This window comes from Kitasatospora hibisci, assembly GCF_043950205.1.
GTDB classification, from domain to species: Bacteria; Actinomycetota; Actinomycetes; order Streptomycetales; family Streptomycetaceae; genus Kitasatospora; species Kitasatospora hibisci.
Window position 1 is genome coordinate 4919042 of sequence record NZ_CP171642.1, and the last position, 22353, is coordinate 4941394.

A 22353-nucleotide genomic window follows, 5' to 3' on the forward strand; every position below is an offset into this window, starting at 1 on the left:
CCGCCAGAACGACTCAATGACTTACTCCATTAAGGGGACAACCATGGAAGCCAGGGCCCAGGCGCGGTACATCCGCGTCACGCCCATGAAGGCCCGCCGCGTGGTGGACCTCATCCGTGGCCTGAACGCCACGGAGGCCCAGGCCGTCCTGCGTTTCGCTCCGCAGGCCGCCACCGTGCCGGTCGGCAAGGTGCTCGACAGCGCCATCGCCAACGCCGCGCACAACTACAACCACTCCAACGTGGACGACCTCTACATCTCTGAGGCGTACGTTGACGAGGGTCCGACCCTGAAGCGGTTCCGTCCGCGCGCCCAGGGCCGTGCCTACCGGATCCGCAAGCGGACCAGCCACATCACCGTGGTCGTCAGCAGCAAGGAAGGGACCCGGTAATGGGCCAGAAGGTTAACCCGCACGGGTTCCGCCTCGGCATCAGCACGGACTTCAAGTCCCGCTGGTACGCCGACAAGCTGTACAAGGACTACGTCAAGGAAGACGTCGCCATTCGTCGCATGATGACGAAGGGCATGGAGCGCGCCGGCATCTCCAAGGTCGAGATCGAGCGCACCCGCGACCGCGTCCGCGTTGACATCCACACCGCTCGCCCCGGCATCGTCATCGGCCGCCGTGGCACCGAGGCCGACCGCATCCGCGGCGACCTCGAGAAGCTGACCGGCAAGCAGGTCCAGCTGAACATCCTCGAGGTCAAGAACCCCGAGCTGGACGCCCAGCTCGTGGCTCAGGGCGTCGCGGAGCAGCTGTCCTCCCGCGTCTCCTTCCGCCGTGCCATGCGCAAGTCGATGCAGGGCACCATGAAGTCCGGCGCCAAGGGCATCAAGGTCCAGTGCTCCGGTCGTCTCGGCGGCGCCGAGATGAGCCGTTCGGAGTTCTACCGCGAGGGCCGTGTGCCGCTGCACACCCTGCGCGCGAACGTCGACTACGGCTTCTTCGAGGCCAAGACGACCTTCGGCCGCATCGGCGTGAAGGTCTGGATCTACAAGGGCGACGTCAAGAACATCGCCGAGGTCCGCGCTGAGAACGCCGCTGCCCGCTCGGGCAACCGCCCGGCCCGTCCCGAGGGTGGTCGTCCCGCCCGCGGTGGCGAGCGCCGTGGTGGCGAGCGCGGTGGCCGCGGCCGTCGTCCCGCCGCCGAGGCCCCCGCGGCCCCGGTGACCGAGGCTCCGGCTGCTGAGAACACCGGAACGGAGGCCTGACCCCAATGCTGATCCCCCGTCGGGTCAAGCACCGCAAGCAGCACCACCCGAAGCGCCGCGGCGCTTCGAAGGGTGGCACCGAGCTGGCGTTCGGCCAGTTCGGCATCCAGGCCGTGACCCCGGCCTACGTGACGAACCGTCAGATCGAGTCCGCTCGTATCGCGATCACCCGTCACATCCGTCGTGGCGGCAAGGTCTGGATCAACATCTACCCGGACCGCCCGCTGACCAAGAAGCCGGCCGAGACCCGCATGGGTTCCGGTAAGGGTTCGCCGGAGTGGTGGATCGCGAACGTGCACCCGGGTCGGGTCATGTTCGAGCTGTCGTACCCGAACGAGAAGGTTGCTCGTGAGGCGCTCACCCGCGCTGCTCACAAGCTGCCGATGAAGTGCCGGATCGTCCGGCGCGAGGACGGTGAGAGCTGATGTCGGCCGCTACCAAGGCTGCTGACCTCCGCCAGCTGGACAACGAGGCTCTCGTTGCCAAGCTGCGTGAGGCCAAGGAGGAGCTGTTCAACCTCCGCTTCCAGGCGGCGACCGGGCAGCTCGACAACCACGGACGGCTGAAGCTCGTCCGTAAGGACATCGCGCGGATCTACACCCTGATGCGCGAGCGCGAGCTGGGCATCGAGACGGTGGAGAGCGCCTGATGACTGAGAACACCAACGAGACGCGCGGTTTCCGCAAGACCCGTGAGGGTCTCGTCGTCAGCGACAAGATGGACAAGACCGTCGTCGTCGCCGTCGAGGACCGCGTCAAGCACGCTCTGTACGGCAAGGTCATCCGCCGTACGAACAAGCTGAAGGCGCACGACGAGCAGAACGCGTGCGGCATCGGTGACCGGGTCCTCCTCGCGGAGACCCGCCCGCTGTCCGCGACGAAGCGCTGGCGCGTCGTCGAGATCCTCGAGAAGGCCAAGTAACGAAGCCGATGAGGTACGGCCGTATGTGCACCGGGTCCCCCGTGGACGCCGGTGTGAGCAGCGGCCGGCCCGTCGACTCTCGTTGACGATCAGGAGAAAGCTGTGATCCAGCAGGAGTCGCGACTGCGCGTCGCCGACAACACTGGTGCCAAGGAGATCCTTTGCATCCGTGTTCTCGGTGGCTCCGGTCGCCGCTACGCCGGTATCGGGGACGTCATCGTCGCGACCGTCAAGGACGCGATCCCCGGTGGTTCGGTGAAGAAGGGTGACGTCGTCAAGTGCGTCGTCGTCCGCACCGTCAAGGAGCGTCGTCGTCCGGATGGCTCGTACATCCGTTTCGACGAGAACGCCGCGGTCGTTCTGAAGAACACCGAGGGTGACCCGCGCGGCACCCGCATCTTCGGCCCGGTCGGCCGTGAGCTGCGCGACAAGAAGTTCATGAAGATCATCTCGCTTGCGCCGGAGGTGCTCTGACTCATGGCGAACAGCATGAAGATCAAGAAGGGTGACCTGGTCCAGGTCATCACCGGCAAGGACCGCGGCAAGCAGGGCAAGGTCATCCAGGCCCTCCCCGCCGAGAACAAGGTCCTGGTCGAGGGTGTCAACCGGGTCAAGAAGCACACCAAGCCGGGCCCGGGCACCCAGGGTGGCATTGTCACCGTCGAGGCCCCGGTGCACGTCTCCAACGTCCAGCTGGTCGTGGAGAAGGACGGCAAGAAGGTCGTCACCCGCGTTGGCTACCGCTTCGACGACGAGGGCAACAAGATCCGCGTTGCCAAGCGAACCGGTGAGGACATCTGATGTCTGAGACGTCTGTTGAGAAGGTGACCCCCCGTCTCAAGGAGCGTTACAACTCCGAGATCAAGGGTCAGCTGCAGGAGCAGTTCTCGTACGAGAACGTCATGCTGACGCCCGGCCTGGTCAAGGTCGTCGTCAACATGGGTGTCGGCGAGGCCGCCCGTGACAGCAAGCTGATCGAGGGCGCGATCCGCGACCTGACCGCGATCACCGGTCAGAAGCCGGCCGTGACCAAGGCTCGCAAGTCCATCGCGCAGTTCAAGCTGCGCGAGGGCCAGCCGATCGGCACCCACGTCACCCTCCGTGGTGACCGCATGTGGGAGTTCCTGGACCGTCTGGTGACGCTGGCCCTGCCGCGTATCCGTGACTTCCGTGGCCTCTCCCCGAAGCAGTTCGACGGCCGTGGCAACTACACCTTCGGTCTGACCGAGCAGGTTATGTTCCACGAGATCGACCAGGACAAGGTCGACCGTCAGCGCGGTATGGACATCACCGTCGTGACCACCGCTCAGACCGACGACGAGGGCCGGGCGCTCCTGCGCGCCCTGGGCTTCCCGTTCAAGGAGGCGTGAGCCAATGGCGAAGAAGTCCCTCATCGCGAAGGCCGAGCGGAAGCCGAAGTTCGGCGTCCGGGCCTACACCCGGTGCCAGCGCTGCGGCCGTCCGCACTCGGTGTACCGCAAGTTCGGCCTCTGCCGTGTCTGCCTCCGTGAGATGGCGCACCGCGGCGAGCTGCCGGGCGTGACCAAGAGCTCCTGGTAGTCCAGGCGGTTCTAGTCAGCTAGCGAAGCAGAGGTGCCCGACCCCACATCGCCCGTTTTTGGGCTCCCGTACGGAATCCCGTAAGGTAGTGGGGTCGGGCCCCCTGTCACGGCCGTCCCATGGCGGCAGGTGATCCTCTTCGGAGGGCTCGCACCCAGTCTTACTACGTCGTAGGTCCCCTGCGTCTGTGCCCCGTACTCCACAGGAGTACGGGGGACCTTGCGCGGAGAAACCACGGCGAGAGAGGCCTGAGGCCATCATGACCATGACCGACCCCATCGCAGACATGCTCACGCGTCTGCGTAACGCTAACTCGGCGTACCACGACTCCGTGGCGATGCCGGCCAGCAAGATCAAGGCGCACGTCGCCGAGATCCTGCAGCAGGAGGGGTACATCTCCTCCTACAAGGTTGAGGAGCCCGCTGAGGGCGAGGTCGGCAAGAAGCTGACCATCGAGCTCAAGTTCGGCCCCAACCGTGAGCGCTCGATCGCTGGCATCAAGCGGATCAGCAAGCCGGGCCTGCGGGTCTACGCAAAGTCCACCAACCTGCCGAAGGTCCTCGGCGGCCTGGGCGTGGCGATCATCTCCACGTCCTCCGGCCTCCTCACGGACAAGCAGGCTGCCAAGAAGGGCGTAGGCGGAGAAGTTCTCGCCTACGTCTGGTAATTCGGGAAACGGAGGTACAGCAATGTCGCGCATTGGACGGCTGCCCATCCCGGTTCCCGCCGGCGTGGACGTCACCATCGATGGCCAGGCGGTCTCGGTGAAGGGTCCCAAGGGCACCCTCACCCACGTTGTCGCCGCGCCGATCGAGATCGGCAAGGGCGAGGACGGCACTCTGGCTGTCACCCGCCCCAACGACGAGCGTCAGTCGAAGGCCCTGCACGGCCTGACCCGCACGCTGGTGGCGAACATGATCACCGGCGTGACCGCGGGCTACCGCAAGTCGCTGGAGATCAGCGGTGTTGGTTACCGAGTCGCTGCGAAGGGCTCCTCCATGGAGTTCCAGCTCGGCTACAGCCACCCGATCCTGGTCGAGGCCCCGGAGGGCATCTCCTTCGTGGTCGAGTCGCCCACCAAGTTCCACGTGGACGGCATCGACAAGCAGAAGGTCGGCGAGGTCGCCGCGAACATCCGCAAGCTGCGCAAGCCCGACCCGTACAAGGCCAAGGGTGTCAAGTACGCGGGCGAGGTCATCCGCCGCAAGGTCGGAAAGAGTGGTAAGTAAGCGATGAGCGTCTCTGTCAAGATCGGCAAGGGCAACGCCTACAAGAGCGCCGCTCGCAAGCGCCGCGCGATCCGCGTTCGCAAGCGCGTCGTCGGCACCGAGGTGCGTCCGCGTCTCGTCGTGACGCGCTCGAACCGTCACATGGTCGCCCAGGTCATCGACGACGCCAAGGGTCACACCCTGGCGTCGGCGTCCACCCTCGACGTGTCCATCAAGGGCGCCGAGGGCGACAAGACCGAGCTGGCCAAGAAGGTCGGGAGCCTGGTCGCCGAGCGCGCCAAGGCCGCCGGCATCGAGGCGGTCGTCTTCGACCGCGCGGGCAACCGGTACGCCGGCCGCATCGCCGCCCTGGCGGACGCGGCCCGTGAGGCCGGGCTCGACTTCTAAGCCGCTCGTCGGCTCTGTCGACGGACGTAAACGAGAGAGGTAATTCCAATGGCTGGACCCCAGCGCCGCGGTAGCGGCGCCGGTGGCGGCACCGGTGGCGAGCGGCGCGACCGTAAGCGTGACGACCGGGGCGGCGCCCAGGTTGTCGAGAAGACCGCTTACGTCGAGCGCGTCGTCGCGATCAACCGTGTCGCCAAGGTTGTCAAGGGTGGTCGTCGTTTCTCCTTCACCGCGCTGGTCGTGGTGGGCGATGGCGAGGGCACCGTGGGTGTTGGTTACGGGAAGGCGAAGGAGGTTCCGGCCGCCATCGCCAAGGGTGTTGAGGAGGCCAAGAAGAACTTCTTCAAGGTCCCCCGTATCCAGGGCACCATCCCGCACCCCGTTCAGGGCGAGAAGGCCGCCGGCGTCGTGCTGCTGAAGCCGGCCGCCCCCGGTACCGGTGTTATCGCCGGTGGCCCGGTGCGTGCCGTCCTGGAGTGCGCCGGCATCCACGACATCCTGTCGAAGTCGCTCGGCTCGGACAACGCGATCAACATCGTGCACGCCACCGTGGCTGCTCTGAAGGGCCTCGTGCGCCCCGAGGAGATCGCCGCCCGTCGTGGCCTGCCGCTGGAGGACGTGGCCCCCGCCGCTCTGCTGCGGGCGCGTGCTGCTGGGGTGAGCGCCTGATGGCTCGCCTGAAGATCACGCAGACCAAGTCGTACATCGGCAGCAAGCAGAACCACCGTGACACCCTGCGTTCGCTTGGCCTCAAGCGCATGCACGACGTCGTGGTGAAGGAGGACCGTCCCGAGATCCGCGGGATGGCCCACACGGTCCGTCACCTGGTGACGGTTGAGGAGGTGGACTGATCATGGGCGACAACCCGATCAAGATCCACAACCTGCGGCCCGCCCCGGGTGCCAAGACCGAGAAGATCCGTGTGGGTCGTGGTGAGGGCTCCAAGGGTAAGACCGCCGGTCGTGGTACCAAGGGCACCAAGGCCCGCTACCAGGTTCCGCAGCGCTTCGAGGGTGGCCAGATGCCGCTCCACATGCGTCTGCCGAAGCTGAAGGGTTTCAAGAACCCGTTCAAGATCACGTTCCAGGTCGTCAACCTCGACAAGCTGGCCGAGCTCTACCCGCAGGGTGGCGAGGTCACCGTCGAGGACCTGGTCGCCAAGGGCGCGGTTCGCAAGAACTCCCTCGTCAAGGTGCTCGGCACCGGCGAGATCTCGGTTGCGCTGCAGGTGACGGTCGACGCCGTCTCCGGCTCCGCCGCCGAGAAGATCACCGCCGCCGGCGGTACCGTCACCGAGCTCGTCTGAGCCCGCTGACCTTCCGCGAGCCCCGCACCGCCCGTTCCGGGTGGTGCGGGGCTCGCGCCTTTCCCCGGCTGCGGCGGCGCGCCGGCCGGGCCGCGTTCCCCGGCGGCCGGGGCCCTCGTTCTTTTGTGTGGCAAACCCGGGCATCCCGTACCCCGTGAGTGGGGGAGGGGCCGTACGCGCTTCTTTCGAGTGGCCGCGCACTGTTAGAGTCCCTGGAGTTCCCTTGTAGGCTGCGCGTAGGCTCGCCTGTGCCGTCTGTACGGGGGCCCGAACCGCAAACTCCCCATTCAGGACCGACCCTCCCGCCGACGACGCGCGGGAGGCGCAGGAGGCACCGTGCTCAGTGCGTTCGCGCGGGCGTTCCAGACGCCCGACCTGCGCAAGAAGCTGCTGTTCACGCTGGGCATCATGGTGCTGTTCCGGCTGGGATCGCACATCCCGGTACCCGGGGTGGATTTCCAGGCCGTCAACGCCTGTGTGAAGGAGACCAAGAACAGCGGCCTGTTCGGGCTCGTCAACCTGTTCAGCGGTGGCGCGCTCCTCCAGCTGACGATTTTCGCGCTCGGCATCATGCCGTACATCACGGCCAGCATCATCCTCCAGCTCCTCACCGTCGTGATCCCGCGACTTGAGGCGTTGAAGAAGGAGGGCCAGGCCGGGACCGCCAAGATCACCCAGTACACCCGCTACCTGACCATCGCGCTCGCCGTGCTCCAGGGCACCGGCATCGTGGCGACGGCGTCCAGCGGTGCGCTGTTCTCGGGCTGCCCGTACGCGAACCAGATCGTGCCGGACACCGGCGTGTTCCGGATCGCCGTCATGGTGCTCACCATGACCGCCGGCACGACCGTGATCATGTGGCTCGGCGAGCTGATCACCGACCGCGGCATCGGCAACGGCATGTCGCTGCTGATCTTCACCTCGATCGCGGCGCAGTTCCCGTCCTCGATGTGGGCGATCAAGCAGTCCGGCACCATCGGCGACGGCTGGGTCGAGTTCCTCTCCGTGGTCGCGGTCGGCATCATCGTTGTGATGCTGGTCATCTTCGTGGAGCAGGCCCAGCGCCGGATCCCGGTCCAGTACGCGAAGCGGATGATCGGCCGCCGCGCGTTCGGCGGCACCTCGACCTACATCCCGCTCAAGGTGAACCAGGCCGGTGTCATCCCGGTCATCTTCGCCTCGTCGCTGCTGTACATCCCCGCGCTGGTGGTTCAGCTGACCAACAGCCAGGCCAGCTGGGCGGTGTGGATCCGGACGAACTTCGTCAAGGGTGACCACCCGATCTACATGGCCACCTACTTCCTGCTGATCGTCTTCTTCGCCTTCTTCTACGTCGCGATCTCCTTCAACCCCGAAGAAGTTGCCGACAATATGAAGAAGTATGGTGGGTTCATCCCGGGTATCCGGGCCGGCCGGCCGACGGCCGAGTACCTGAACTACGTGCTCACCCGAATCACGTGGCCGGGTTCGCTCTACCTGGGCCTGATCGCGTTGATCCCGATGATCGCCCTGGTCGCCTTCGGACAGCAGACCAACTTCCCGTTCGGCGGCACCAGCGTGCTCATCGTCGTCGGCGTCGGACTCGAAACTGTGAAGCAGATCGAGAGCCAGCTCCAGCAGCGCAATTACGAAGGGTTCCTCCGCTGATGCGTATCGTCCTCGTCGGGCCTCCCGGGGCCGGGAAGGGTACTCAGGCGCACCTGCTCGCCAAGACCCTGTCCATCCCCCACATCTCCACCGGTGACCTGTTCCGCGCCAACATCGGCCAGGGCACCCCGCTGGGGCTTGAGGCCAAGAGCTACATGGACGCGGGTCGGCTGGTGCCGGACGAGGTCACCATCGGGATGGCCAAGGACCGCATGCTCCAGGCGGACGCCGCCAACGGCTTCCTGCTCGACGGCTTCCCGCGCAACCTCGGCCAGGCCAAGGCGCTGGACGAGTTCCTCGTGGAGCAGGGCATCGAGCTCGACGGCGTGCTGGACCTGGAGGTCCCCGAGGACGAGGTCGTCAAGCGCATCGCCGGCCGGCGGCTCTGCCGCAACGACGGTGGTCACGTCTTCCACGTCGACTACAACCCGTCGAAGGTCGAGGGTGTCTGCGACGAGTGCGGTGGCGAGCTGTACCAGCGCTCGGACGACACCGAGGAGAAGGTGCGCACGCGCCTGGAGGTCTACCACACGGAGACCGAGCCGATCATCGACTACTACCGTCAGCAGGGCCTGGTGGAGGTCATCCCGGCCCTCGGCAAGGTGGACGAGGTCACCCAGCGCGCGATCGAGGCGCTGAAGCAGGACAGCTGAGTCCGATCGACGTTCGTACGGTGGAACGAGTGCACGGCCGCCCGGCAAGGACCGGGCGGGAACCCAAGGAAGGCGTGACCAGATGGTGGAGATCAAGACCCCCGAGCAGATCGCGAAGATGCGAGCGGCCGGGCTGGTCGTCGCCGAGGCGCTGAAGGCCTGCCGCGAGGCGGTCGCTCCGGGGGTGACCACCCAGGAGCTCAACGACGTCGCGGACAAGGTCATCACCGAGCACGGCGCCACCTCGAACTTCCGCGCCCACCACGGCGGCCTCTGGTTCCCGGGCGTGATCTGCGCCTCGGTGAACAACGAGGTCGTCCACGGCATCCCCGGCGAGCGGGTGCTGCAGGAGGGCGACGTCATCTCGATCGACTGCGGCGCCATCCTGGACGGCTGGCACGGTGACGCGGCGATCACCGTCGCGGTCGGCGAGGTCCGCCCCGAGGTCGAGATGCTGAGCCGGGTCACCGAGGGCTCGATGTGGGCCGGCATCGCCCAGATGAAGAAGAACAACCGCCTGGTCGACGTCTCCAAGGCGATCGAGGGCTTCATCCGGCGCCAGCCGCTGCCGCCCAAGGGCAAGTGGGGGATCACCGAGGGCTACGGCGGCCACGGCATCGGCACCGCGATGCACATGGAGCCGCACGTGCTGAACTACGTCGAGCGCGGCCGCGGCAAGGGCCCCAAGCTGGTCCCCGGCACCGTGCTGGCGATCGAGCCGATGGTCTCGCTCGGCACCCCGCACACCACGGTGCTGGAGGACGACTGGACCGTCGTGACCAACGACGGCACCTGGGCCTCGCACTGGGAGCACTCGGTGGCGGTCACGGAGCAGGGTCCGCTGGTGCTGACCGCCTTCGACGGAGGCAGGGCCGAGCTCGCGAAGCTGGGCGTCACCGCGGCCCCGGACCCGCTGGCCTGACCGTCGGTCCGGGCGTCGGCCGCGGCGCCGGCGCCGCGGACCGCCGCTGAGAGCGGATCGAAGCCCTGGAGGTTTGGACCTCCAGGGCTTCTGTCCTACTTTTATCGGCTGGCAGTGGCTGTTGCCGTTGGACTGGCTTCGAGCGAGCAGGAGAGAGCAGTGCTCAAGGGATTCCGCGACTTCATGATGCGCGGCAACGTCGTCGACATGGCGGTCGGTGTGGTGATCGGTGCCGCCTTCACCGCGGTGGTGACCGGCTTCGTCTCCGCCTTCCTCACCCCGCTGGTCGGCGTGGTGGTCGGCGCGGCCGGCGACTTCAGCTCGTACAAGGCCACCGTGGCCGGCGTCACGTTCCCGTACGGGCAGTTCCTGAACGTGCTGATCGCCTTCTTGATGACCGCCGCGGTGCTGTACTTCTGCATCGTGCTGCCGGTCACCAAGGCCACCGCCCGGTACATGCCGAAGAAGCCGAAGACCCCGAAGCGCCCCTGCCCGGAGTGCCTGACGGAGATCCCGGAGGCGGCCCGCCGCTGCTCGGCCTGCACCGCCCACGTCCAGCCGCTGGCCGTGGCGGCCAAGCACTGATTCGGGTGCCCCCGGTTTTGGTCCATCCCGTCCACTGGCGTAGGATGGACCGTCGGCTCACTCGTAGCGTGCTTCAGCACGCCCTCTTCCCCTCCGGGGGGTGGGGTGGACCCAGGTTCGCACGAGCGTTCCGCATACGGTAGCCGGTCCCGGAAGGTGGATCTCGCAGTTCATGGCTAAGAAGCAAGGCGCCATTGAGATCGAGGGCACCGTGATCGAGTCTCTTCCGAACGCGATGTTCAAGGTCGAGCTGCAGAACGGTCACAAGGTCCTCGCGCACATCAGTGGCAAGATGCGCATGCACTACATCCGCATCCTGCCGGACGACCGGGTCGTGGTGGAGCTCAGCCCCTACGACCTCACGCGCGGCCGGATCGTCTACCGCTACAAGTAAAGAACCACCGCCTGACGGCGGTGGCGCCAGATCTAGACCCGGAGAACCTGAGACATGAAGGTCAAGCCGAGCGTCAAGAAGATCTGCGACAAGTGCAAGGTGATCCGCCGTCACGGCCGGGTCATGGTGATCTGCGACAACCTGCGCCACAAGCAGCGCCAGGGCTGATCTCTCCCCAGCATTTCTCGTAGTACTTCGCGCGACGCGAAAACGTCATAAGCGGGCTGCCCGATCCCCCTCTCGCAGGGCGGACTGCCGCCCCCGGTCAGAGGCCGGGGCTCCCTCACCGTGAGGTGTCGGAGTAGGCAGCACGCAAGACCTCTGAAGAACCACAGGAGCCTTGAATGGCACGCCTCGCCGGCGTTGATCTCCCCCGTGAGAAGCGGATCGAGATCGCCCTCACCTACGTGTACGGCATCGGCCGTACCCGCGCCCAGCAGACCCTGGCCGAGACCGGCGTCAACCCGGATGTCCGCGTTCGCGACATCTCCGAGGAAGACCTCGTCAAGCTGAGCCAGTACATCGACGCCAACTTCACGGTCGAGGGTGACCTCCGCCGCGAGGTGGCCGCCGACATCCGCCGCAAGGTCGAGATCGGCTGCTACGAGGGTCTGCGTCACCGCCGTGGCCTGCCGGTCCGCGGCCAGCGCACCCACACCAACGCGCGTACCCGCAAGGGCCCGCGTCGCGCGATCGCCGGTAAGAAGAAGCCGGGCAAGAAGTAGTCCGTCCCGTAACCGGACATCCCTCCGGCCCGCGGGTCAGCGGACCGACCACCTCAGTAGGAGAACAGACTTATGCCCCCCAAGGGTCGTCAGGCTGCCGGCGCGAAGAAGATCCGCCGCAAGGAAAAGAAGAACGTCGCTCACGGCCACGCGCACATCAAGAGCACGTTCAACAACACCATCGTTTCGATCACCGACCCGTCGGGCAACGTGATCTCCTGGGCCTCCGCCGGCCACGTCGGCTTCAAGGGCTCGCGCAAGTCCACCCCGTTCGCCGCGCAGATGGCCGCCGAGGCCGCTGCCCGTCGCGCGCAGGAGCACGGCATGCGCAAGGTTGACGTCTTCGTGAAGGGTCCGGGCTCCGGCCGCGAGACCGCGATCCGTTCGCTCCAGGCCACCGGCCTGGAGGTCGGCTCGATCCAGGACGTCACCCCCACCCCGCACAACGGCTGCCGTCCGCCGAAGCGCCGCCGCGTCTGACGCGGTGCCTTCGGGCACGCGGGTAACGCTTTAAACCTCGTACGGGGTCCCGTTCTGTGCGGGACCCCGTACGCTTGGCGTGAGGCCACCGCCTCACGGCCATTCGTTCGGCGTCAAATAGTGGGCGTCGAAGACTGGAGGATCGAAACATGCTCATCGCTCAGCGTCCCTCGCTGACCGAAGAGGTCGTCGACGAGTTCCGCTCGCGGTTCGTGATCGAGCCGCTGGAGCCGGGCTTCGGCTACACCCTCGGCAACTCCCTGCGCCGCACGCTGCTCTCCTCGATCCCGGGTGCCGCTGTCACCAGCATCCGCATCGACGGCGTCCTGCACGAGTTCACCACCGTGCCGGGCGTCAAGGAGGACGTGACCGACCTCATCCTCAACATCAAGCAGCTGGTCGTCTCCTCGGAGCACGACGAGCCGGTCGTGATGTACCTGCGCAAGCAGGGCCCGGGTGTGGTCACCGCCGCCGACATCGCGCCGCCGGCCGGTGTCGAGGTGCACAACCCCGAGCTCGTCCTCGCCACGCTGAACGGCAAGGGCAAGCTGGAGATGGAGCTGACCGTCGAGCGCGGTCGCGGCTACGTCTCCGCCGTGCAGAACAAGGCCTCCGGCCAGGAGATCGGCCGCATCCCGGTCGACTCGATCTACAGCCCCGTGCTGAAGGTCACCTACAAGGTCGAGGCCACCCGTGTCGAGCAGCGGACCGACTTCGACAAGCTGATCGTCGACGTCGAGACCAAGCCCGCCATGCGTCCGCGCGACGCCATGGCCTCGGCCGGCAAGACCCTGGTGGAGCTGTTCGGCCTCGCCCGCGAGCTGAACATCGACGCCGAGGGCATCGACATGGGCCCGTCCCCGACGGACGCCGCCCTGGCCGCCGACCTGGCGCTGCCGATCGAGGAGCTGGAGCTCACCGTTCGGTCCTACAACTGCCTCAAGCGCGAGGGCATCCACACCGTGGGTGAGCTCGTCGCCCGCTCCGAGGCCGACCTGCTCGACATCCGCAACTTTGGTGCGAAGTCGATCGACGAGGTCAAGGCGAAGCTGGCCGGCATGGGCCTGGCCCTCAAGGACAGCCCGCCCGGGTTCGACCCGACCGCCGCCGCCGACGCCTTCGGCGCCGACGACCTGGACGACGCGGGTTACGCGGAGACCGAGCAGTACTGAAAGACTTGACCGCGGGGGCGGTTCCCCGGAACCGCCCCCGCCGTCGTGAAAGTCGTGCGGGCACAGTGCCCGTACGCCCGCTGCGGTACCTGGTACGGCCGCAGTCGGAGAATCGAGGAGTAATTCCATGCCGCGTCCCACCAAGGGTGCCCGCCTCGGCGGCGGCCCGCACCACGAGCCGCTGCTGCTCGCCGGTCTGGCCCGTGAGCTGTTCCAGTACGGCCGCATCACCACCACCGAGGCCAAGGCCCGCCGCCTGCGCCCGCTGGCGGAGAAGCTGATCACCAAGGCGAAGAAGGGCGACATCCACAACCGTCGCCTGGTGCGCAAGACCATCACCGACATCTCGGTGCTGCACACCCTCTTCACCGAGATCGCGCCGCGCTACGAGAACCGCCCGGGTGGCTACACCCGCATCACCAAGATCGGTCCCCGTCGTGGCGACAACGCCCCGATGGCCGTGATCGAGCTGGTCGAGGCGCTGACCGTCGCGCAGACCGCCGTCGGCGAGGCCGAGGCCGCCACCAAGCGCGCCGTCAAGGAGGCCGACGCCAAGGCCGAGGAGACCAAGGTCGAGGAGGCCCCCGCGGCCGCCGAGGCCGAGGCCGCCGAGCAGGCCTGACACCGCTAGGTGCCGTCGCGGGCCCGCTTCCCCATCCGTGGGGGAGCGGGCCCGTTCCTCATGTCCAGGGAGTGGAGAGCAGTGGTCAACGATTGCGCCGAGCAGCCGCCGGTGAAGGACGGCCCGGCCGACGGGTACGTCCGGGTCCGGCTGGACCTCGCCTACCACGGCGCCGAGTTCTCCGGCTGGGCCCGCCAGCGCGGCGGCCGCCGGACGGTGCAGGAGGAGATCGAGACCGCGCTGCAGATCGTGACCCGCAGCTCCGAGCTCTTCCCGCTCACCGTGGCCGGCCGCACCGACGCCGGGGTGCACGCCCGCGGCCAGGTCGCGCACGTGGACCTGCCGGCCGAGCTCTGGGCCGCCCACCGGGAGAAGCTGCTGCGCCGGCTGGCCGGGCGGCTGCCCGGGGACGTCAGGATCTACCGGCTCGGCGAGGCGCCGGCCGGCTTCGACGCCCGGTTCTCCGCGATCTGGCGCCGCTACGCCTACCGGGTCGCGGACCACCCCGGTGGTGTGGACCCGCTGCTGCGCGGTCACGTCCTCTGGCACGACCGGCCGCTGGACCTCGACCGGATGAACGCCGCGGCCGAGCTGCTCGTCGGCGAGCACGACTTCGCGGCGTACTGCAAGAAGCGCGAGGGCGCGACGACCATCCGCACCCTGTTGGAGCTCCACTGGGACCGCGTCCCGGTGGACGCCTACGCCGCGCAGGAGGGCTCGCTGGCGGTCGCCACCGTGCGCGCCGACGCCTTCTGCCACAACATGGTCCGGGCCCTGGTCGGTGCGATGCTGCTGGTCGGCGACGGACACCGGCCGGTGGAGTTCCCCGGCGAGGTGCTGGCCGGCGGGGTGCGCAACTCCGCGGTCAACGTGATCCGGCCGTACGGGCTGACGCTGGAGGAGGTCGGCTACCCGGCCGACGACCAGCTCGCCGAGCGCAGTCGGCTCGCCCGCCGGATCCGAACGCTGCCGGGGCAGCCGGCGCCGGTCGCCGGGTAATCCGTTTTGGTCCTGGGCGGACGATGGGGACAATCGTCCGCATGGGACACGTCGAGATTTCGCACCTGGAGTACTACCTGCCGGACGGGCGGGTGCTGTTCGACGACGCGTCCTTCCGGGTCGGCGAGGGCGCCGCGGTCGCCCTGGTGGGCGCCAACGGTGCCGGCAAGACCACGCTGCTGCGCATGATCGCGGGCGACCTCCAGCCGCACGGCGGCTCGGTGACGATCAGCGGCGGGCTCGGCGTGATGCGCCAGTTCGTCGGCACCACCGGCCGCGAGGACCAGAAGGAGACGCCGGGCGCGCTGCCCGCCGACGCCTCCGTCCGCGACCTGCTGGTCTCGGTCGCCCCCGAGCGGATCGCCGTCGCGGCGCGCGCGGTGGACGCCGCCGAGCTGGCGATGATCGCCCAGGACGACGAGAAGACGCAGATGGCGTACGCCCAGGCTCTCTCCGACTGGGCCGACGTCGGCGGCTACGACTACGAGACCGACTGGGACGTCTGCACCATGGCGGCCCTCGGGATGCCCTTCGAGAAGGCGCAGTGGCGCGGGCTGAACACCCTCTCCGGCGGCGAGCAGAAGCGGCTGGTGCTGGAGGCGCTGCTGCGCGGCCCCGAAGAGGTGCTGCTGCTGGACGAGCCTGACAACTACCTCGACGTGCCGGGCAAGCGCTGGCTGGAGGAGGCGATCCGGTCCACCTCGAAGACCGTGCTGTACATCTCGCACGACCGCGAGCTGCTCTCCCGGACCGCCGAGAAGATCATCAGTGTCGAGGCCGGCGCGGCCGGCTCCACCGTCTGGGTGCACGGCGGCGGCTTCGACTCCTTCCACGACGCCCGCAAGGACCGCTTCGCCCGCTTCGAGGAGCTCGGCCGGCGCTGGGACGAGGAGCACGCCAAGCTCAAGAAGCTGGTCGTCACGCTGCGCCAGGCCGCCTCGGTGAGCCACGCGCTCGCCACCCGCTACGCGGCCGCCCAGACCAGGCTGAAGAAGTTCGAGGAGGCCGGCCGGCCGGAGGAGCCCCCGCGCGAGCAGACCATCACCATGCGGCTCAAGGGCGGCCGGACCGGCGTGCGCGCCTTCACCATGGAGCAGCTGGAGCTCACCGGCCTGATGAAGCCCTTCGACCTGGAGGTCTTCTACGGCGAGCGGGTGGCCGTGCTGGGCTCCAACGGCTCCGGCAAGTCGCACTTCCTCCGGCTGCTGGCCGGTGACGAGACGGTCTCGCACACCGGCAGCTGGAAGCTCGGCGCCCGGGTGGTGCCCGGCCACTTCCGGCAGACCCACGCCCACCCGGAGCTGTTCGGCCGGACGGTCCGCTCGATCGTCGAGGAGGAGCACGCGCTCAGCCGCGGCGCCGCGATGGGCGTGCTGCGCCGGTACGAGCTGGACCGCCAGGAGGAGCAGAAGTTCGAGTCGCTGTCCGGCGGGCAGCAGGCCCGGTTGATGATCCTCAAGCTCGAACTCTCCGGTGTGACGGCCCTCTTGCTGGACGAGCCGACCGACAACCTGGACCTGGAGAGCGCCGAGGCGCTGCAGGCCGGCCTGGAGGCCTTCGAGGGCACGGTGCTCTGCGTCACCCACGACCGCTGGTTCGCCAAGACCTTCGACCGCTTCCTGGTCTTCGGCGCGGACGGCCGGGTCTACGAGTCGCCCGAGCCGGTCTGGGACGTCACCCGGGTCGAGCGCGAACGCTGACGGGGCCCGGACTCCCGCTCCCGGCGCCGCCGTTGGCCCTGCCTGCGGTGGCGGTCGGGCGGGTCGGCGCCGGGGGATTTTGACCCACCCCGGCGCGCCCGGTAATCTGGGTGCTTGTTGTGCGTATTGGCTCGCTCTATCTCACGTGAGAGGTCGGTACGCCGGAGATACCAGGTCGACGACCCAGCGGCCCCCCTTGAATTGCGTCCAAGGCGGCCAGGCTGATGCCCTCGACCAGGTGCTCCTGTCAGGACTCACTCACTGAAAAGCGAAGGCTACGACCGTGCGTACGTACAGCCCCAAGCCCGGCGACGTCCAGCGTCAGTGGCACGTCATCGACGCGACCGACGTCGTGCTCGGCCGCCTGGCCTCCCAGGCCGCCAACCTCCTCCGGGGCAAGCACAAGGCGATCTACGCGCCGCACGTTGACACTGGTGACTTCGTCATCATCATCAACGCGGACAAGGTGCACCTGTCGGGTAACAAGAAGACCCAGAAGATGGCCTACCGCCACAGCGGCTTCCCGGGCGGTCTCCGCTCGGTCCGCTACGACGACCTCCTGGACAAGAACCCGGAGAAGGCCGTCGAGAAGGCCATCAAGGGCATGATCCCCAAGAACAGCCTGGGCCGTCAGATGCTCTCCAAGCTGAAGGTCTACTCGGGCGACCAGCACCCGCACGCTGCCCAGCAGCCGGTGCCGTTCGAGATCACCCAGGTCGCGCAGTAATTCCGGCCACCAAGCCCCCCATCACTGAAAAGAGCTGAGGAACACCGTGGCCGAGACCACTGAAACCCTTGAGGTCGACTTCGACGAGAACGTCGAGGGCGAGTACACCTCCGAGGAGAGCTACACCTCCGAGTCGCTGGCCGGCCGCTTCGGCGAGGCCACCCCGGGCGCCGGCCTCGGCCGCCGCAAGGAGGCGATCGCCCGCGTGCGCATCGTCCCCGGCACCGGGCAGTGGAAGATCAACGGTCGCACCCTGGAGAGCTACTTCCCCAACAAGGTGCACCAGCAGACCGTCAACGAGCCCTTCAAGCTGCTGGAGCTCGACGGTCGCTACGACGTCGTCGCCCGCATCTCGGGTGGCGGCGTGTCCGGCCAGGCCTACGCGCTGCGCCTCGGCGTGGCCCGTGCCCTGAACGAGGCCGACGTGGACAACAACCGCGGCGCCCTCAAGAAGGCCGGCTTCCTGACCCGTGACTCCCGCGCCGTCGAGCGCAAGAAGGCCGGTCTGAAGAAGGCCCGCAAGGCGCCGCAGTACAGCAAGCGCTAATCGCGCCCGAGGGGTGTGTACCGCCCTGGTGGTGCACACCCCCGGTTGCGCTCTCACGCCCCGGAGTACCCCGTGTACTCCGGGGCGTCGTGCTCCCCGGCCATTGTGCGGTGGCCGGGGATTCGATCGGATTTGATGCTGGACGACTGCCAGCAGCGGCGATGGAGGACGGGACAGTGGGACGACTCTTCGGTACGGACGGCGTACGCGGTGTGGCCAACGAGGGACTGACGGCCGAGCTGGCGCTCGGGCTGTCGGTCGCGGCGGCGCACGTCCTCGGCGAGGCGGGGGCCTTCGACGGCCACCGGCCGGTCGCGGTCGTCGGCCGTGACCCCCGGGCCTCGGGCGAGTTCCTGGAGGCCGCGGTGATCGCGGGCCTGGCCAGCGCGGGCGTCGACGTACTGCGGGTCGGAGTGCTGCCCACCCCGGCGGTGGCCTACCTCACCGGCGCCCTCGGTGCCGACTTCGGCGTGATGCTCTCCGCCAGCCACAACGCGATGCCGGACAACGGCATCAAGTTCCTCGCCCGCGGCGGCCACAAGCTGGACGACCGGATCGAGGACGCCATCGAGGCGCACTACCGGACGTACTCCGTCGGCAGCGACGAGTGGAAGCGCCCGACCGGCGCCGCCGTCGGCCGGGTCCGCGAGTACACCGAGGGCTTCGACAAGTACGTCGCCCACCTGATCGGCGTGCTGCCCAACCGTCTGGACGGCATCCGGGTCGTCATCGACGGCGCCCACGGCGCGGCCGCCTACGTCGCCCCCGAGGCCTTCGCCCGGGCCGGCGCCGAGGTCGTCCACACCCTGGGGGCGGAGCCCACCGGCCTCAACATCAACGACGGCGTCGGCTCCACCCACCTCGACCGGCTGCGCACCACGATGAGGGAGTACCGGGCCGACCTCGGGATCGCGCTCGACGGCGACGCCGACCGCTGCCTGGCCGCCGACGCGGACGGCAACGAGGTCGACGGCGACCAGATCATCGCGATCCTGGCCGTCGCGATGAAGGAGGCCGGCACTCTGCGGCGCAACACCGCCGTCGCCACCGTGATGTCCAACCTGGGCTTCAAGCTGGCGATGGAGCGCGAGGGCATCGAGCTGGTGGAGACCGCGGTCGGCGACCGCTACGTGCTGGAGGCGATGAAGGAGCACGGCTTCGCGCTGGGCGGCGAGCAGTCCGGCCACGTGATCCTGCTGGACCACGCCACCACCGGCGACGGCACCCTCACCGGCCTGATGCTGGGCGCGCGGCTGGCCGCCACGAAGCAGCCGCTGGCCGACCTGGCCGCCGTGATGACCCGGCTGCCGCAGGTGCTGATCAACGTCAAGGGCGTCGACAAGAGCCGGGTGAAGACCAGCACCGAGCTGGCCGCCGCGGTCGCCGAGGCGGAGGCCGAGCTGGGCGCCACCGGCCGGGTGCTGCTGCGGCCCTCCGGCACCGAGCCGCTGGTGCGGGTGATGGTCGAGGCCGCCGACGAGGTGCAGGCCAAGGCCGTCGCCGACCGGCTGGCCGAGGCGGTCCGTACCCACCTGGGCTGACCCCGCCTCATCCGGACGGTTCGTCAGCAGGCCCCCGCCGTGCAGGGCGGCGGGGGCCTGCGGCGTCAGAGCTTGCGCAGCAGTGCGCGACGGACCTTGTGGTCCTGGCCCTTCTGCAGGATCAGCGTGGCGCGGCCGCGGGTGGGCAGCACGTTCTCCAGCAGGTTGGGCTTGTTGATGGTGCGCCAGACCTGGCGGCCGTAGTCCATCGCCTCCTCCTCCGGCACCTCGGTGAAGCGGCGGAAGTAGGAGTTCGGGTCCTGGAAGGCGGTCTGCCGCAGCTTGCGGAACCGGTCCAGGTACCAGCTCTCGATGTCGTCGGTGCGGGCGTCGACGTAGATCGAGAAGTCGAAGTAGTCGGCGACCGCGAGGCGGGTCCGGCCGTCGGTGCCCGGCAGGGCCGGCTGGAGCACGTTCAGCCCCTCGACGATCAGGATGTCCGGGCGCTCCACGGTGAGCTTCTCGTCCGGCACGATGTCGTACACCAGGTGGGAGTAGACCGGGGCGGTGACCTTCTCCTTCCCGGCCTTCACGTCGGCGACGAAGCGCATCAGCGCGCGCCGGTCGTACGACTCGGGGAAGCCCTTGCGGGCCATCAGACCGCGCCGGCGCAGCTCGGCGTTGGGCAGCAGGAACCCGTCGGTGGTGACCAGTTCGACCCGGGGGTGTTCGGGCCAGCGGGCGAGCAGCGCCTGCAGGAGGCGGGCGGTGGTGGACTTGCCGACGGCGACCGAGCCGGCCACGCCGATGATGAACGGCGTGCGGGTGCGCTCGGTGTCCGGGGTGTCCAGGAAGGTGCCCAGCGCGCCGCGCAGCTCGTGCGTGGCGTGGATGTAGAGGTTCAGCAGCCGGGACAGCGGCAGGTAGACGTCCCGGACCTCGTCCAGGTCGAGGGCGGTGCCCAGGCCGCGCAGCCGTTCCACCTCCTCCGCGGTGAGCGGCAGCGGCGTACGCTCGCGCAGCGCGCTCCACTCGGCCCGGCTGAGGTCCACGTAGGGGGACGGCGACGGGCCGGGCGTGGCGGCGCCCCGCGTACAGAGTTCGGTCAGCACATGCTCCATTGTGGGCCGTAGCGGCGTTCACGGTGGCTGTGGTGTCGGTCACGCGCTGTGGGCGAACGGTGAGAAACGGGCATCCTGAGCGCCCTTATGCTGGCACGCATGTGCGGAATTGTTGGATACGTGGGCGCGCAGCCCGCCCTTGACGTAGTAATCGCCGGCCTGCGGCGCCTTGAGTACCGGGGTTACGACTCCGCCGGTGTCGCGGTGCAGGTGCAGGGCTCCGACGGGCAGTGGAGCCTGGCCACCGACAAGCGGGCCGGAAAGCTCGCCAACCTGGAGAAGTCGCTCGCCGAGACCCCTCTTCCCGGCGGCACCACCGGTATCGGCCACACCCGCTGGGCCACCCACGGCGGTCCGACCGACGCGAACGCCCACCCCCACCTGGACGACGCCGCCCGGGTCGCGGTGGTCCACAACGGCATCATCGAGAACTTCGCCCAGCTGCGGGCGGAGCTGGCCGAGCGCGGCCACACGCTGCGCTCCGAGACCGACACCGAGGTCGTCGCACACCTGCTGGGCGAGGTGTACGAGGGCGACCTGGCCGAGGCCATGCGGGCGGTCTGCCGCCGCCTGGACGGCGCCTTCACCCTGGTCGCGGTGCACGCCGACGCCCCGGACGTGGTGGTCGGAGCCCGCCGCAACTCCCCGCTGGTCGTCGGGCGCGGCGAGGGCGAGAACTTCCTCGCCTCGGACGTGGCCGCGTTCATCGCCCACACCCGTGAGGCGATCGAGCTGGGCCAGGACCAGGTCGTCGAGCTGCGCCGGGACGGCGTCACGGTGACCAACTTCGACGGCACCCCGGCGGACGTGCGCGAGTACCACGTCGACTGGGACGCCTCGGCCGCCGAGAAGGGCGGCTACGACTACTTCATGCTCAAGGAGATCGCCGAGCAGCCGAAGGCCGTCGCCGACACCCTGCTCGGCCGGATCGGCACCGACGGCCGGCTGACCCTGGACGAGCTGCGGATCTCCGACGCCGACCTGCGCTCGGTCGACAAGGTCGTCATCGTCGCCTGCGGCACCGCCTTCCACGCGGGCATGATCGCCAAGTACGCGATCGAGCACTGGACCCGCATCCCCTGCGAGGTCGAGGTGGCCTCGGAGTTCCGCTACCGCGACCCGATCATGGGCCCGGGCACGCTGGTCATCGCGATCTCGCAGTCCGGCGAGACCATGGACACCCTGATGGCGCTGCGCCACGCGCGCGAGCAGGGCGCCAAGGTGCTGGCGATCTGCAACACCAACGGCTCCACCATCCCGCGCGAGTCGGACGCCGTGCTGTACACGCACGCCGGCCCCGAGGTCGCCGTCGCCTCGACCAAGGCCTTCCTGACCCAGCTGGTCGCCTGCTACCTGGTCGCGCTGTACCTGGGCCAGGTGCGCGGCACCAAGTGGGGCGACGAGATCTTCACCATCATCCGCGAGCTCGGCGACGCGCCGAAGCAGGTCGAGCAGGTGCTGGAGACCATGGAGCCGGTGCGCGAGCTGGCCCGCTCCCTGGCGGACGCCCGCTCGGTGCTCTTCCTGGGCCGTCACGTCGGCTTCCCGGTGGCGCTGGAGGGCGCGCTCAAGCTGAAGGAGCTGGCGTACATGCACGCCGAGGGCTTCGCGGCGGGCGAGCTGAAGCACGGGCCGATCGCGCTGATCGAGGAGGGGCTGCCGGTCGTGGTGGTCGTGCCCTCGCCGCGCGGGCGGTCGATCCTGCACGACAAGATCGTCTCCAACATCCAGGAGATCCGGGCCCGTGGCGCCCGCACGATCGTCATCGCGGAGGAGGGCGACGAGGCGGTCGTCCCGTACGCGGACCACCTGATCCGCATCCCGGCGACGCCGACCCTGCTGCAGCCGCTGGTCTCCACCGTGCCGCTGCAGGTCTTCGCCTGCGAGCTGGCCACGGCCAAGGGCCACGAGGTCGACCAGCCGCGCAACCTGGCGAAGTCGGTCACGGTCGAGTAGCCGACCC

32 protein-coding genes are annotated in these 22353 nt (G+C 68.6%); 31 read left to right on the plus strand and 1 reads right to left on the minus strand.

The features are described 5' to 3' along the window. Positions 1 to 43: 43 nt before the first annotated feature. The 30 genes from rplV (at position 44) to glmM (ending at position 19329) form a co-directional block, all read left to right on the plus strand. Positions 44 to 391 carry a 50S ribosomal protein L22 gene (gene rplV, locus ACF9IK_RS21520; RefSeq protein ID WP_030232471.1) on the plus strand — a complete coding sequence of 116 codons (348 nt, stop codon included), beginning with the start codon at positions 44 to 46 and terminating at the stop codon, positions 389 to 391. Further along, a complete protein-coding gene (rpsC, locus tag ACF9IK_RS21525; RefSeq protein ID WP_209414069.1) occupies positions 391 to 1212 on the plus strand; it encodes a 30S ribosomal protein S3 in 822 nt (273 codons plus the stop codon). Before rplV ends, rpsC begins: the two co-directional genes overlap by 1 nt. 5 nt (positions 1213 to 1217) lie before the next feature. After that, the gene (gene rplP, locus ACF9IK_RS21530; RefSeq protein ID WP_030300385.1) at positions 1218 to 1637 is read left to right on the plus strand and encodes a 50S ribosomal protein L16; all 420 of its coding nucleotides are present in this window, start codon (positions 1218 to 1220) and stop codon (positions 1635 to 1637) included. Then, complete coding sequence (gene rpmC, locus ACF9IK_RS21535) at positions 1637 to 1861, plus strand: 50S ribosomal protein L29 (protein WP_395295789.1); 225 nt, start codon at positions 1637 to 1639, stop codon at positions 1859 to 1861. The genes rplP and rpmC overlap by 1 nt, the downstream gene beginning before the upstream one ends. After that, positions 1861 to 2133, plus strand: a complete 273-nt coding sequence (gene rpsQ, locus ACF9IK_RS21540) for a 30S ribosomal protein S17 (protein ID WP_110670527.1) — start codon at positions 1861 to 1863, stop codon at positions 2131 to 2133. Before rpmC ends, rpsQ begins: the two co-directional genes overlap by 1 nt. 102 nt (positions 2134 to 2235) lie before the next feature. Next, a complete protein-coding gene (gene rplN, locus ACF9IK_RS21545; protein ID WP_030232481.1) occupies positions 2236 to 2607 on the plus strand; it encodes a 50S ribosomal protein L14 in 372 nt (123 codons plus the stop codon). Between the two features lie 15 nt (positions 2608 to 2622). Then, the gene (gene rplX, locus ACF9IK_RS21550; protein ID WP_148644962.1) at positions 2623 to 2934 is read left to right on the plus strand and encodes a 50S ribosomal protein L24; all 312 of its coding nucleotides are present in this window, start codon (positions 2623 to 2625) and stop codon (positions 2932 to 2934) included. Beyond that, on the plus strand, positions 2934 to 3503 hold the full coding sequence (rplE, locus tag ACF9IK_RS21555; protein ID WP_209414071.1) for a 50S ribosomal protein L5: 570 nt from the start codon (positions 2934 to 2936) through the stop codon (positions 3501 to 3503). The genes rplX and rplE overlap by 1 nt, the downstream gene beginning before the upstream one ends. A 4-nt stretch (positions 3504 to 3507) precedes the next feature. After that, on the plus strand, positions 3508 to 3693 hold the full coding sequence (locus ACF9IK_RS21560) for a type Z 30S ribosomal protein S14 (RefSeq protein ID WP_030393303.1): 186 nt from the start codon (positions 3508 to 3510) through the stop codon (positions 3691 to 3693). Between the two features lie 259 nt (positions 3694 to 3952). After that, positions 3953 to 4360: a 30S ribosomal protein S8 gene (gene rpsH / locus ACF9IK_RS21565; RefSeq protein WP_238862988.1), complete on the plus strand. Its 408-nt coding sequence runs from the start codon at positions 3953 to 3955 to the stop codon at positions 4358 to 4360. A 22-nt stretch (positions 4361 to 4382) separates the two neighbouring features. Then, positions 4383 to 4922 carry a 50S ribosomal protein L6 gene (gene rplF, locus ACF9IK_RS21570; protein ID WP_238862987.1) on the plus strand — a complete coding sequence of 180 codons (540 nt, stop codon included), beginning with the start codon at positions 4383 to 4385 and terminating at the stop codon, positions 4920 to 4922. A 3-nt stretch (positions 4923 to 4925) separates the two neighbouring features. Further along, positions 4926 to 5309: a 50S ribosomal protein L18 gene (gene rplR / locus ACF9IK_RS21575; protein WP_030232494.1), complete on the plus strand. Its 384-nt coding sequence runs from the start codon at positions 4926 to 4928 to the stop codon at positions 5307 to 5309. 48 nt (positions 5310 to 5357) lie between these two features. Next, positions 5358 to 5978: a 30S ribosomal protein S5 gene (gene rpsE / locus ACF9IK_RS21580; RefSeq protein WP_238862986.1), complete on the plus strand. Its 621-nt coding sequence runs from the start codon at positions 5358 to 5360 to the stop codon at positions 5976 to 5978. Next, complete coding sequence (rpmD, locus tag ACF9IK_RS21585) at positions 5978 to 6160, plus strand: 50S ribosomal protein L30 (RefSeq protein ID WP_030055835.1); 183 nt, start codon at positions 5978 to 5980, stop codon at positions 6158 to 6160. Before rpsE ends, rpmD begins: the two co-directional genes overlap by 1 nt. 2 nt (positions 6161 to 6162) lie before the next feature. Then, on the plus strand, positions 6163 to 6615 hold the full coding sequence (gene rplO / locus ACF9IK_RS21590; RefSeq protein ID WP_380234346.1) for a 50S ribosomal protein L15: 453 nt from the start codon (positions 6163 to 6165) through the stop codon (positions 6613 to 6615). Between the two features lie 336 nt (positions 6616 to 6951). Continuing rightward, complete coding sequence (gene secY, locus ACF9IK_RS21595; protein ID WP_395295790.1) at positions 6952 to 8262, plus strand: preprotein translocase subunit SecY; 1311 nt, start codon at positions 6952 to 6954, stop codon at positions 8260 to 8262. Next, positions 8262 to 8915, plus strand: a complete 654-nt coding sequence (locus ACF9IK_RS21600; protein ID WP_395295791.1) for an adenylate kinase — start codon at positions 8262 to 8264, stop codon at positions 8913 to 8915. Before secY ends, ACF9IK_RS21600 begins: the two co-directional genes overlap by 1 nt. A gap of 82 nt (positions 8916 to 8997) precedes the next feature. Further along, positions 8998 to 9837 carry a type I methionyl aminopeptidase gene (gene map / locus ACF9IK_RS21605; protein WP_395295792.1) on the plus strand — a complete coding sequence of 280 codons (840 nt, stop codon included), beginning with the start codon at positions 8998 to 9000 and terminating at the stop codon, positions 9835 to 9837. 159 nt (positions 9838 to 9996) lie between these two features. Beyond that, complete coding sequence (mscL, locus tag ACF9IK_RS21610; RefSeq protein ID WP_395295793.1) at positions 9997 to 10422, plus strand: large conductance mechanosensitive channel protein MscL; 426 nt, start codon at positions 9997 to 9999, stop codon at positions 10420 to 10422. Positions 10423 to 10594: 172 nt separating this feature from the next. Further along, entirely contained in the window at positions 10595 to 10816 is a 222-nt protein-coding gene (gene infA / locus ACF9IK_RS21615) for a translation initiation factor IF-1 (protein WP_003956442.1), read from the plus strand. 54 nt (positions 10817 to 10870) lie between these two features. After that, complete coding sequence (gene rpmJ / locus ACF9IK_RS21620) at positions 10871 to 10984, plus strand: 50S ribosomal protein L36 (RefSeq protein WP_003956441.1); 114 nt, start codon at positions 10871 to 10873, stop codon at positions 10982 to 10984. Between the two features lie 176 nt (positions 10985 to 11160). Continuing rightward, complete coding sequence (rpsM, locus tag ACF9IK_RS21625) at positions 11161 to 11541, plus strand: 30S ribosomal protein S13 (protein ID WP_238862981.1); 381 nt, start codon at positions 11161 to 11163, stop codon at positions 11539 to 11541. Between the two features lie 72 nt (positions 11542 to 11613). Continuing rightward, positions 11614 to 12021, plus strand: coding sequence for a 30S ribosomal protein S11 (rpsK, locus tag ACF9IK_RS21630; RefSeq protein WP_014136257.1), 408 nt, complete (start codon positions 11614 to 11616; stop codon positions 12019 to 12021). Between the two features lie 149 nt (positions 12022 to 12170). Beyond that, the gene (locus ACF9IK_RS21635) at positions 12171 to 13193 is read left to right on the plus strand and encodes a DNA-directed RNA polymerase subunit alpha (RefSeq protein ID WP_030055844.1); all 1023 of its coding nucleotides are present in this window, start codon (positions 12171 to 12173) and stop codon (positions 13191 to 13193) included. A gap of 127 nt (positions 13194 to 13320) precedes the next feature. Further along, complete coding sequence (gene rplQ, locus ACF9IK_RS21640; RefSeq protein ID WP_238862980.1) at positions 13321 to 13815, plus strand: 50S ribosomal protein L17; 495 nt, start codon at positions 13321 to 13323, stop codon at positions 13813 to 13815. 81 nt (positions 13816 to 13896) lie between these two features. After that, complete coding sequence (gene truA / locus ACF9IK_RS21645; protein WP_238951760.1) at positions 13897 to 14814, plus strand: tRNA pseudouridine(38-40) synthase TruA; 918 nt, start codon at positions 13897 to 13899, stop codon at positions 14812 to 14814. A 41-nt stretch (positions 14815 to 14855) separates the two neighbouring features. After that, positions 14856 to 16514, plus strand: coding sequence for an ABC-F family ATP-binding cassette domain-containing protein (locus tag ACF9IK_RS21650; RefSeq protein WP_395295794.1), 1659 nt, complete (start codon positions 14856 to 14858; stop codon positions 16512 to 16514). 283 nt (positions 16515 to 16797) lie between these two features. Next, on the plus strand, positions 16798 to 17241 hold the full coding sequence (gene rplM, locus ACF9IK_RS21655) for a 50S ribosomal protein L13 (protein ID WP_030263432.1): 444 nt from the start codon (positions 16798 to 16800) through the stop codon (positions 17239 to 17241). 46 nt (positions 17242 to 17287) lie between these two features. Next, entirely contained in the window at positions 17288 to 17788 is a 501-nt protein-coding gene (gene rpsI / locus ACF9IK_RS21660; RefSeq protein ID WP_395295795.1) for a 30S ribosomal protein S9, read from the plus strand. A gap of 176 nt (positions 17789 to 17964) precedes the next feature. After that, positions 17965 to 19329: a phosphoglucosamine mutase gene (gene glmM / locus ACF9IK_RS21665; protein ID WP_395295796.1), complete on the plus strand. Its 1365-nt coding sequence runs from the start codon at positions 17965 to 17967 to the stop codon at positions 19327 to 19329. Between the two features lie 65 nt (positions 19330 to 19394). On the opposite strand, the gene coaA is transcribed toward glmM, so the two are convergent. Beyond that, positions 19395 to 20390 carry a type I pantothenate kinase gene (gene coaA, locus ACF9IK_RS21670; protein ID WP_395295797.1) on the minus strand — a complete coding sequence of 332 codons (996 nt, stop codon included), beginning with the start codon at positions 20388 to 20390 and terminating at the stop codon, positions 19395 to 19397. Between the two features lie 99 nt (positions 20391 to 20489). Between coaA and glmS the strand changes: the two genes are divergently transcribed. Then, the gene (gene glmS / locus ACF9IK_RS21675; protein ID WP_395295798.1) at positions 20490 to 22346 is read left to right on the plus strand and encodes a glutamine--fructose-6-phosphate transaminase (isomerizing); all 1857 of its coding nucleotides are present in this window, start codon (positions 20490 to 20492) and stop codon (positions 22344 to 22346) included. The last annotated feature ends 7 nt before the right edge of the window (positions 22347 to 22353 follow it).

Bases quoted from the DNA above. Each gene is read 5' to 3' on its own strand.
- rplV (WP_030232471.1), top strand. From the start codon at position 44: ATGGAAGCCAGGGCCCAGGCGCGGTACATCCGCGTCACGCCCATGAAG.
- rpsC (WP_209414069.1), top strand. From the start codon at position 391: ATGGGCCAGAAGGTTAACCCGCACGGGTTCCGCCTCGGCATCAGCACG.
- rplP (WP_030300385.1), top strand. From the start codon at position 1,218: ATGCTGATCCCCCGTCGGGTCAAGCACCGCAAGCAGCACCACCCGAAG.
- rpmC (WP_395295789.1), top strand. From the start codon at position 1,637: ATGTCGGCCGCTACCAAGGCTGCTGACCTCCGCCAGCTGGACAACGAG.
- rpsQ (WP_110670527.1), top strand. From the start codon at position 1,861: ATGACTGAGAACACCAACGAGACGCGCGGTTTCCGCAAGACCCGTGAG.
- rplX (WP_148644962.1), top strand. From the start codon at position 2,623: ATGAAGATCAAGAAGGGTGACCTGGTCCAGGTCATCACCGGCAAGGAC.
- rplE (WP_209414071.1), top strand. From the start codon at position 2,934: ATGTCTGAGACGTCTGTTGAGAAGGTGACCCCCCGTCTCAAGGAGCGT.
- ACF9IK_RS21560 (WP_030393303.1), top strand. From the start codon at position 3,508: ATGGCGAAGAAGTCCCTCATCGCGAAGGCCGAGCGGAAGCCGAAGTTC.
- rpsH (WP_238862988.1), top strand. From the start codon at position 3,953: ATGACCATGACCGACCCCATCGCAGACATGCTCACGCGTCTGCGTAAC.
- rplF (WP_238862987.1), top strand. From the start codon at position 4,383: ATGTCGCGCATTGGACGGCTGCCCATCCCGGTTCCCGCCGGCGTGGAC.
- rplR (WP_030232494.1), top strand. From the start codon at position 4,926: ATGAGCGTCTCTGTCAAGATCGGCAAGGGCAACGCCTACAAGAGCGCC.
- rpsE (WP_238862986.1), top strand. From the start codon at position 5,358: ATGGCTGGACCCCAGCGCCGCGGTAGCGGCGCCGGTGGCGGCACCGGT.
- rpmD (WP_030055835.1), top strand. From the start codon at position 5,978: ATGGCTCGCCTGAAGATCACGCAGACCAAGTCGTACATCGGCAGCAAG.
- rplO (WP_380234346.1), top strand. From the start codon at position 6,163: ATGGGCGACAACCCGATCAAGATCCACAACCTGCGGCCCGCCCCGGGT.
- ACF9IK_RS21600 (WP_395295791.1), top strand. From the start codon at position 8,262: ATGCGTATCGTCCTCGTCGGGCCTCCCGGGGCCGGGAAGGGTACTCAG.
- map (WP_395295792.1), top strand. From the start codon at position 8,998: ATGGTGGAGATCAAGACCCCCGAGCAGATCGCGAAGATGCGAGCGGCC.
- infA (WP_003956442.1), top strand. From the start codon at position 10,595: ATGGCTAAGAAGCAAGGCGCCATTGAGATCGAGGGCACCGTGATCGAG.
- rpmJ (WP_003956441.1), top strand. From the start codon at position 10,871: ATGAAGGTCAAGCCGAGCGTCAAGAAGATCTGCGACAAGTGCAAGGTG.
- rpsM (WP_238862981.1), top strand. From the start codon at position 11,161: ATGGCACGCCTCGCCGGCGTTGATCTCCCCCGTGAGAAGCGGATCGAG.
- rpsK (WP_014136257.1), top strand. From the start codon at position 11,614: ATGCCCCCCAAGGGTCGTCAGGCTGCCGGCGCGAAGAAGATCCGCCGC.
- ACF9IK_RS21635 (WP_030055844.1), top strand. From the start codon at position 12,171: ATGCTCATCGCTCAGCGTCCCTCGCTGACCGAAGAGGTCGTCGACGAG.
- rplQ (WP_238862980.1), top strand. From the start codon at position 13,321: ATGCCGCGTCCCACCAAGGGTGCCCGCCTCGGCGGCGGCCCGCACCAC.
- ACF9IK_RS21650 (WP_395295794.1), top strand. From the start codon at position 14,856: ATGGGACACGTCGAGATTTCGCACCTGGAGTACTACCTGCCGGACGGG.
- coaA (WP_395295797.1), bottom strand. From the start codon at position 20,390: ATGGAGCATGTGCTGACCGAACTCTGTACGCGGGGCGCCGCCACGCCC.
- glmS (WP_395295798.1), top strand. From the start codon at position 20,490: ATGTGCGGAATTGTTGGATACGTGGGCGCGCAGCCCGCCCTTGACGTA.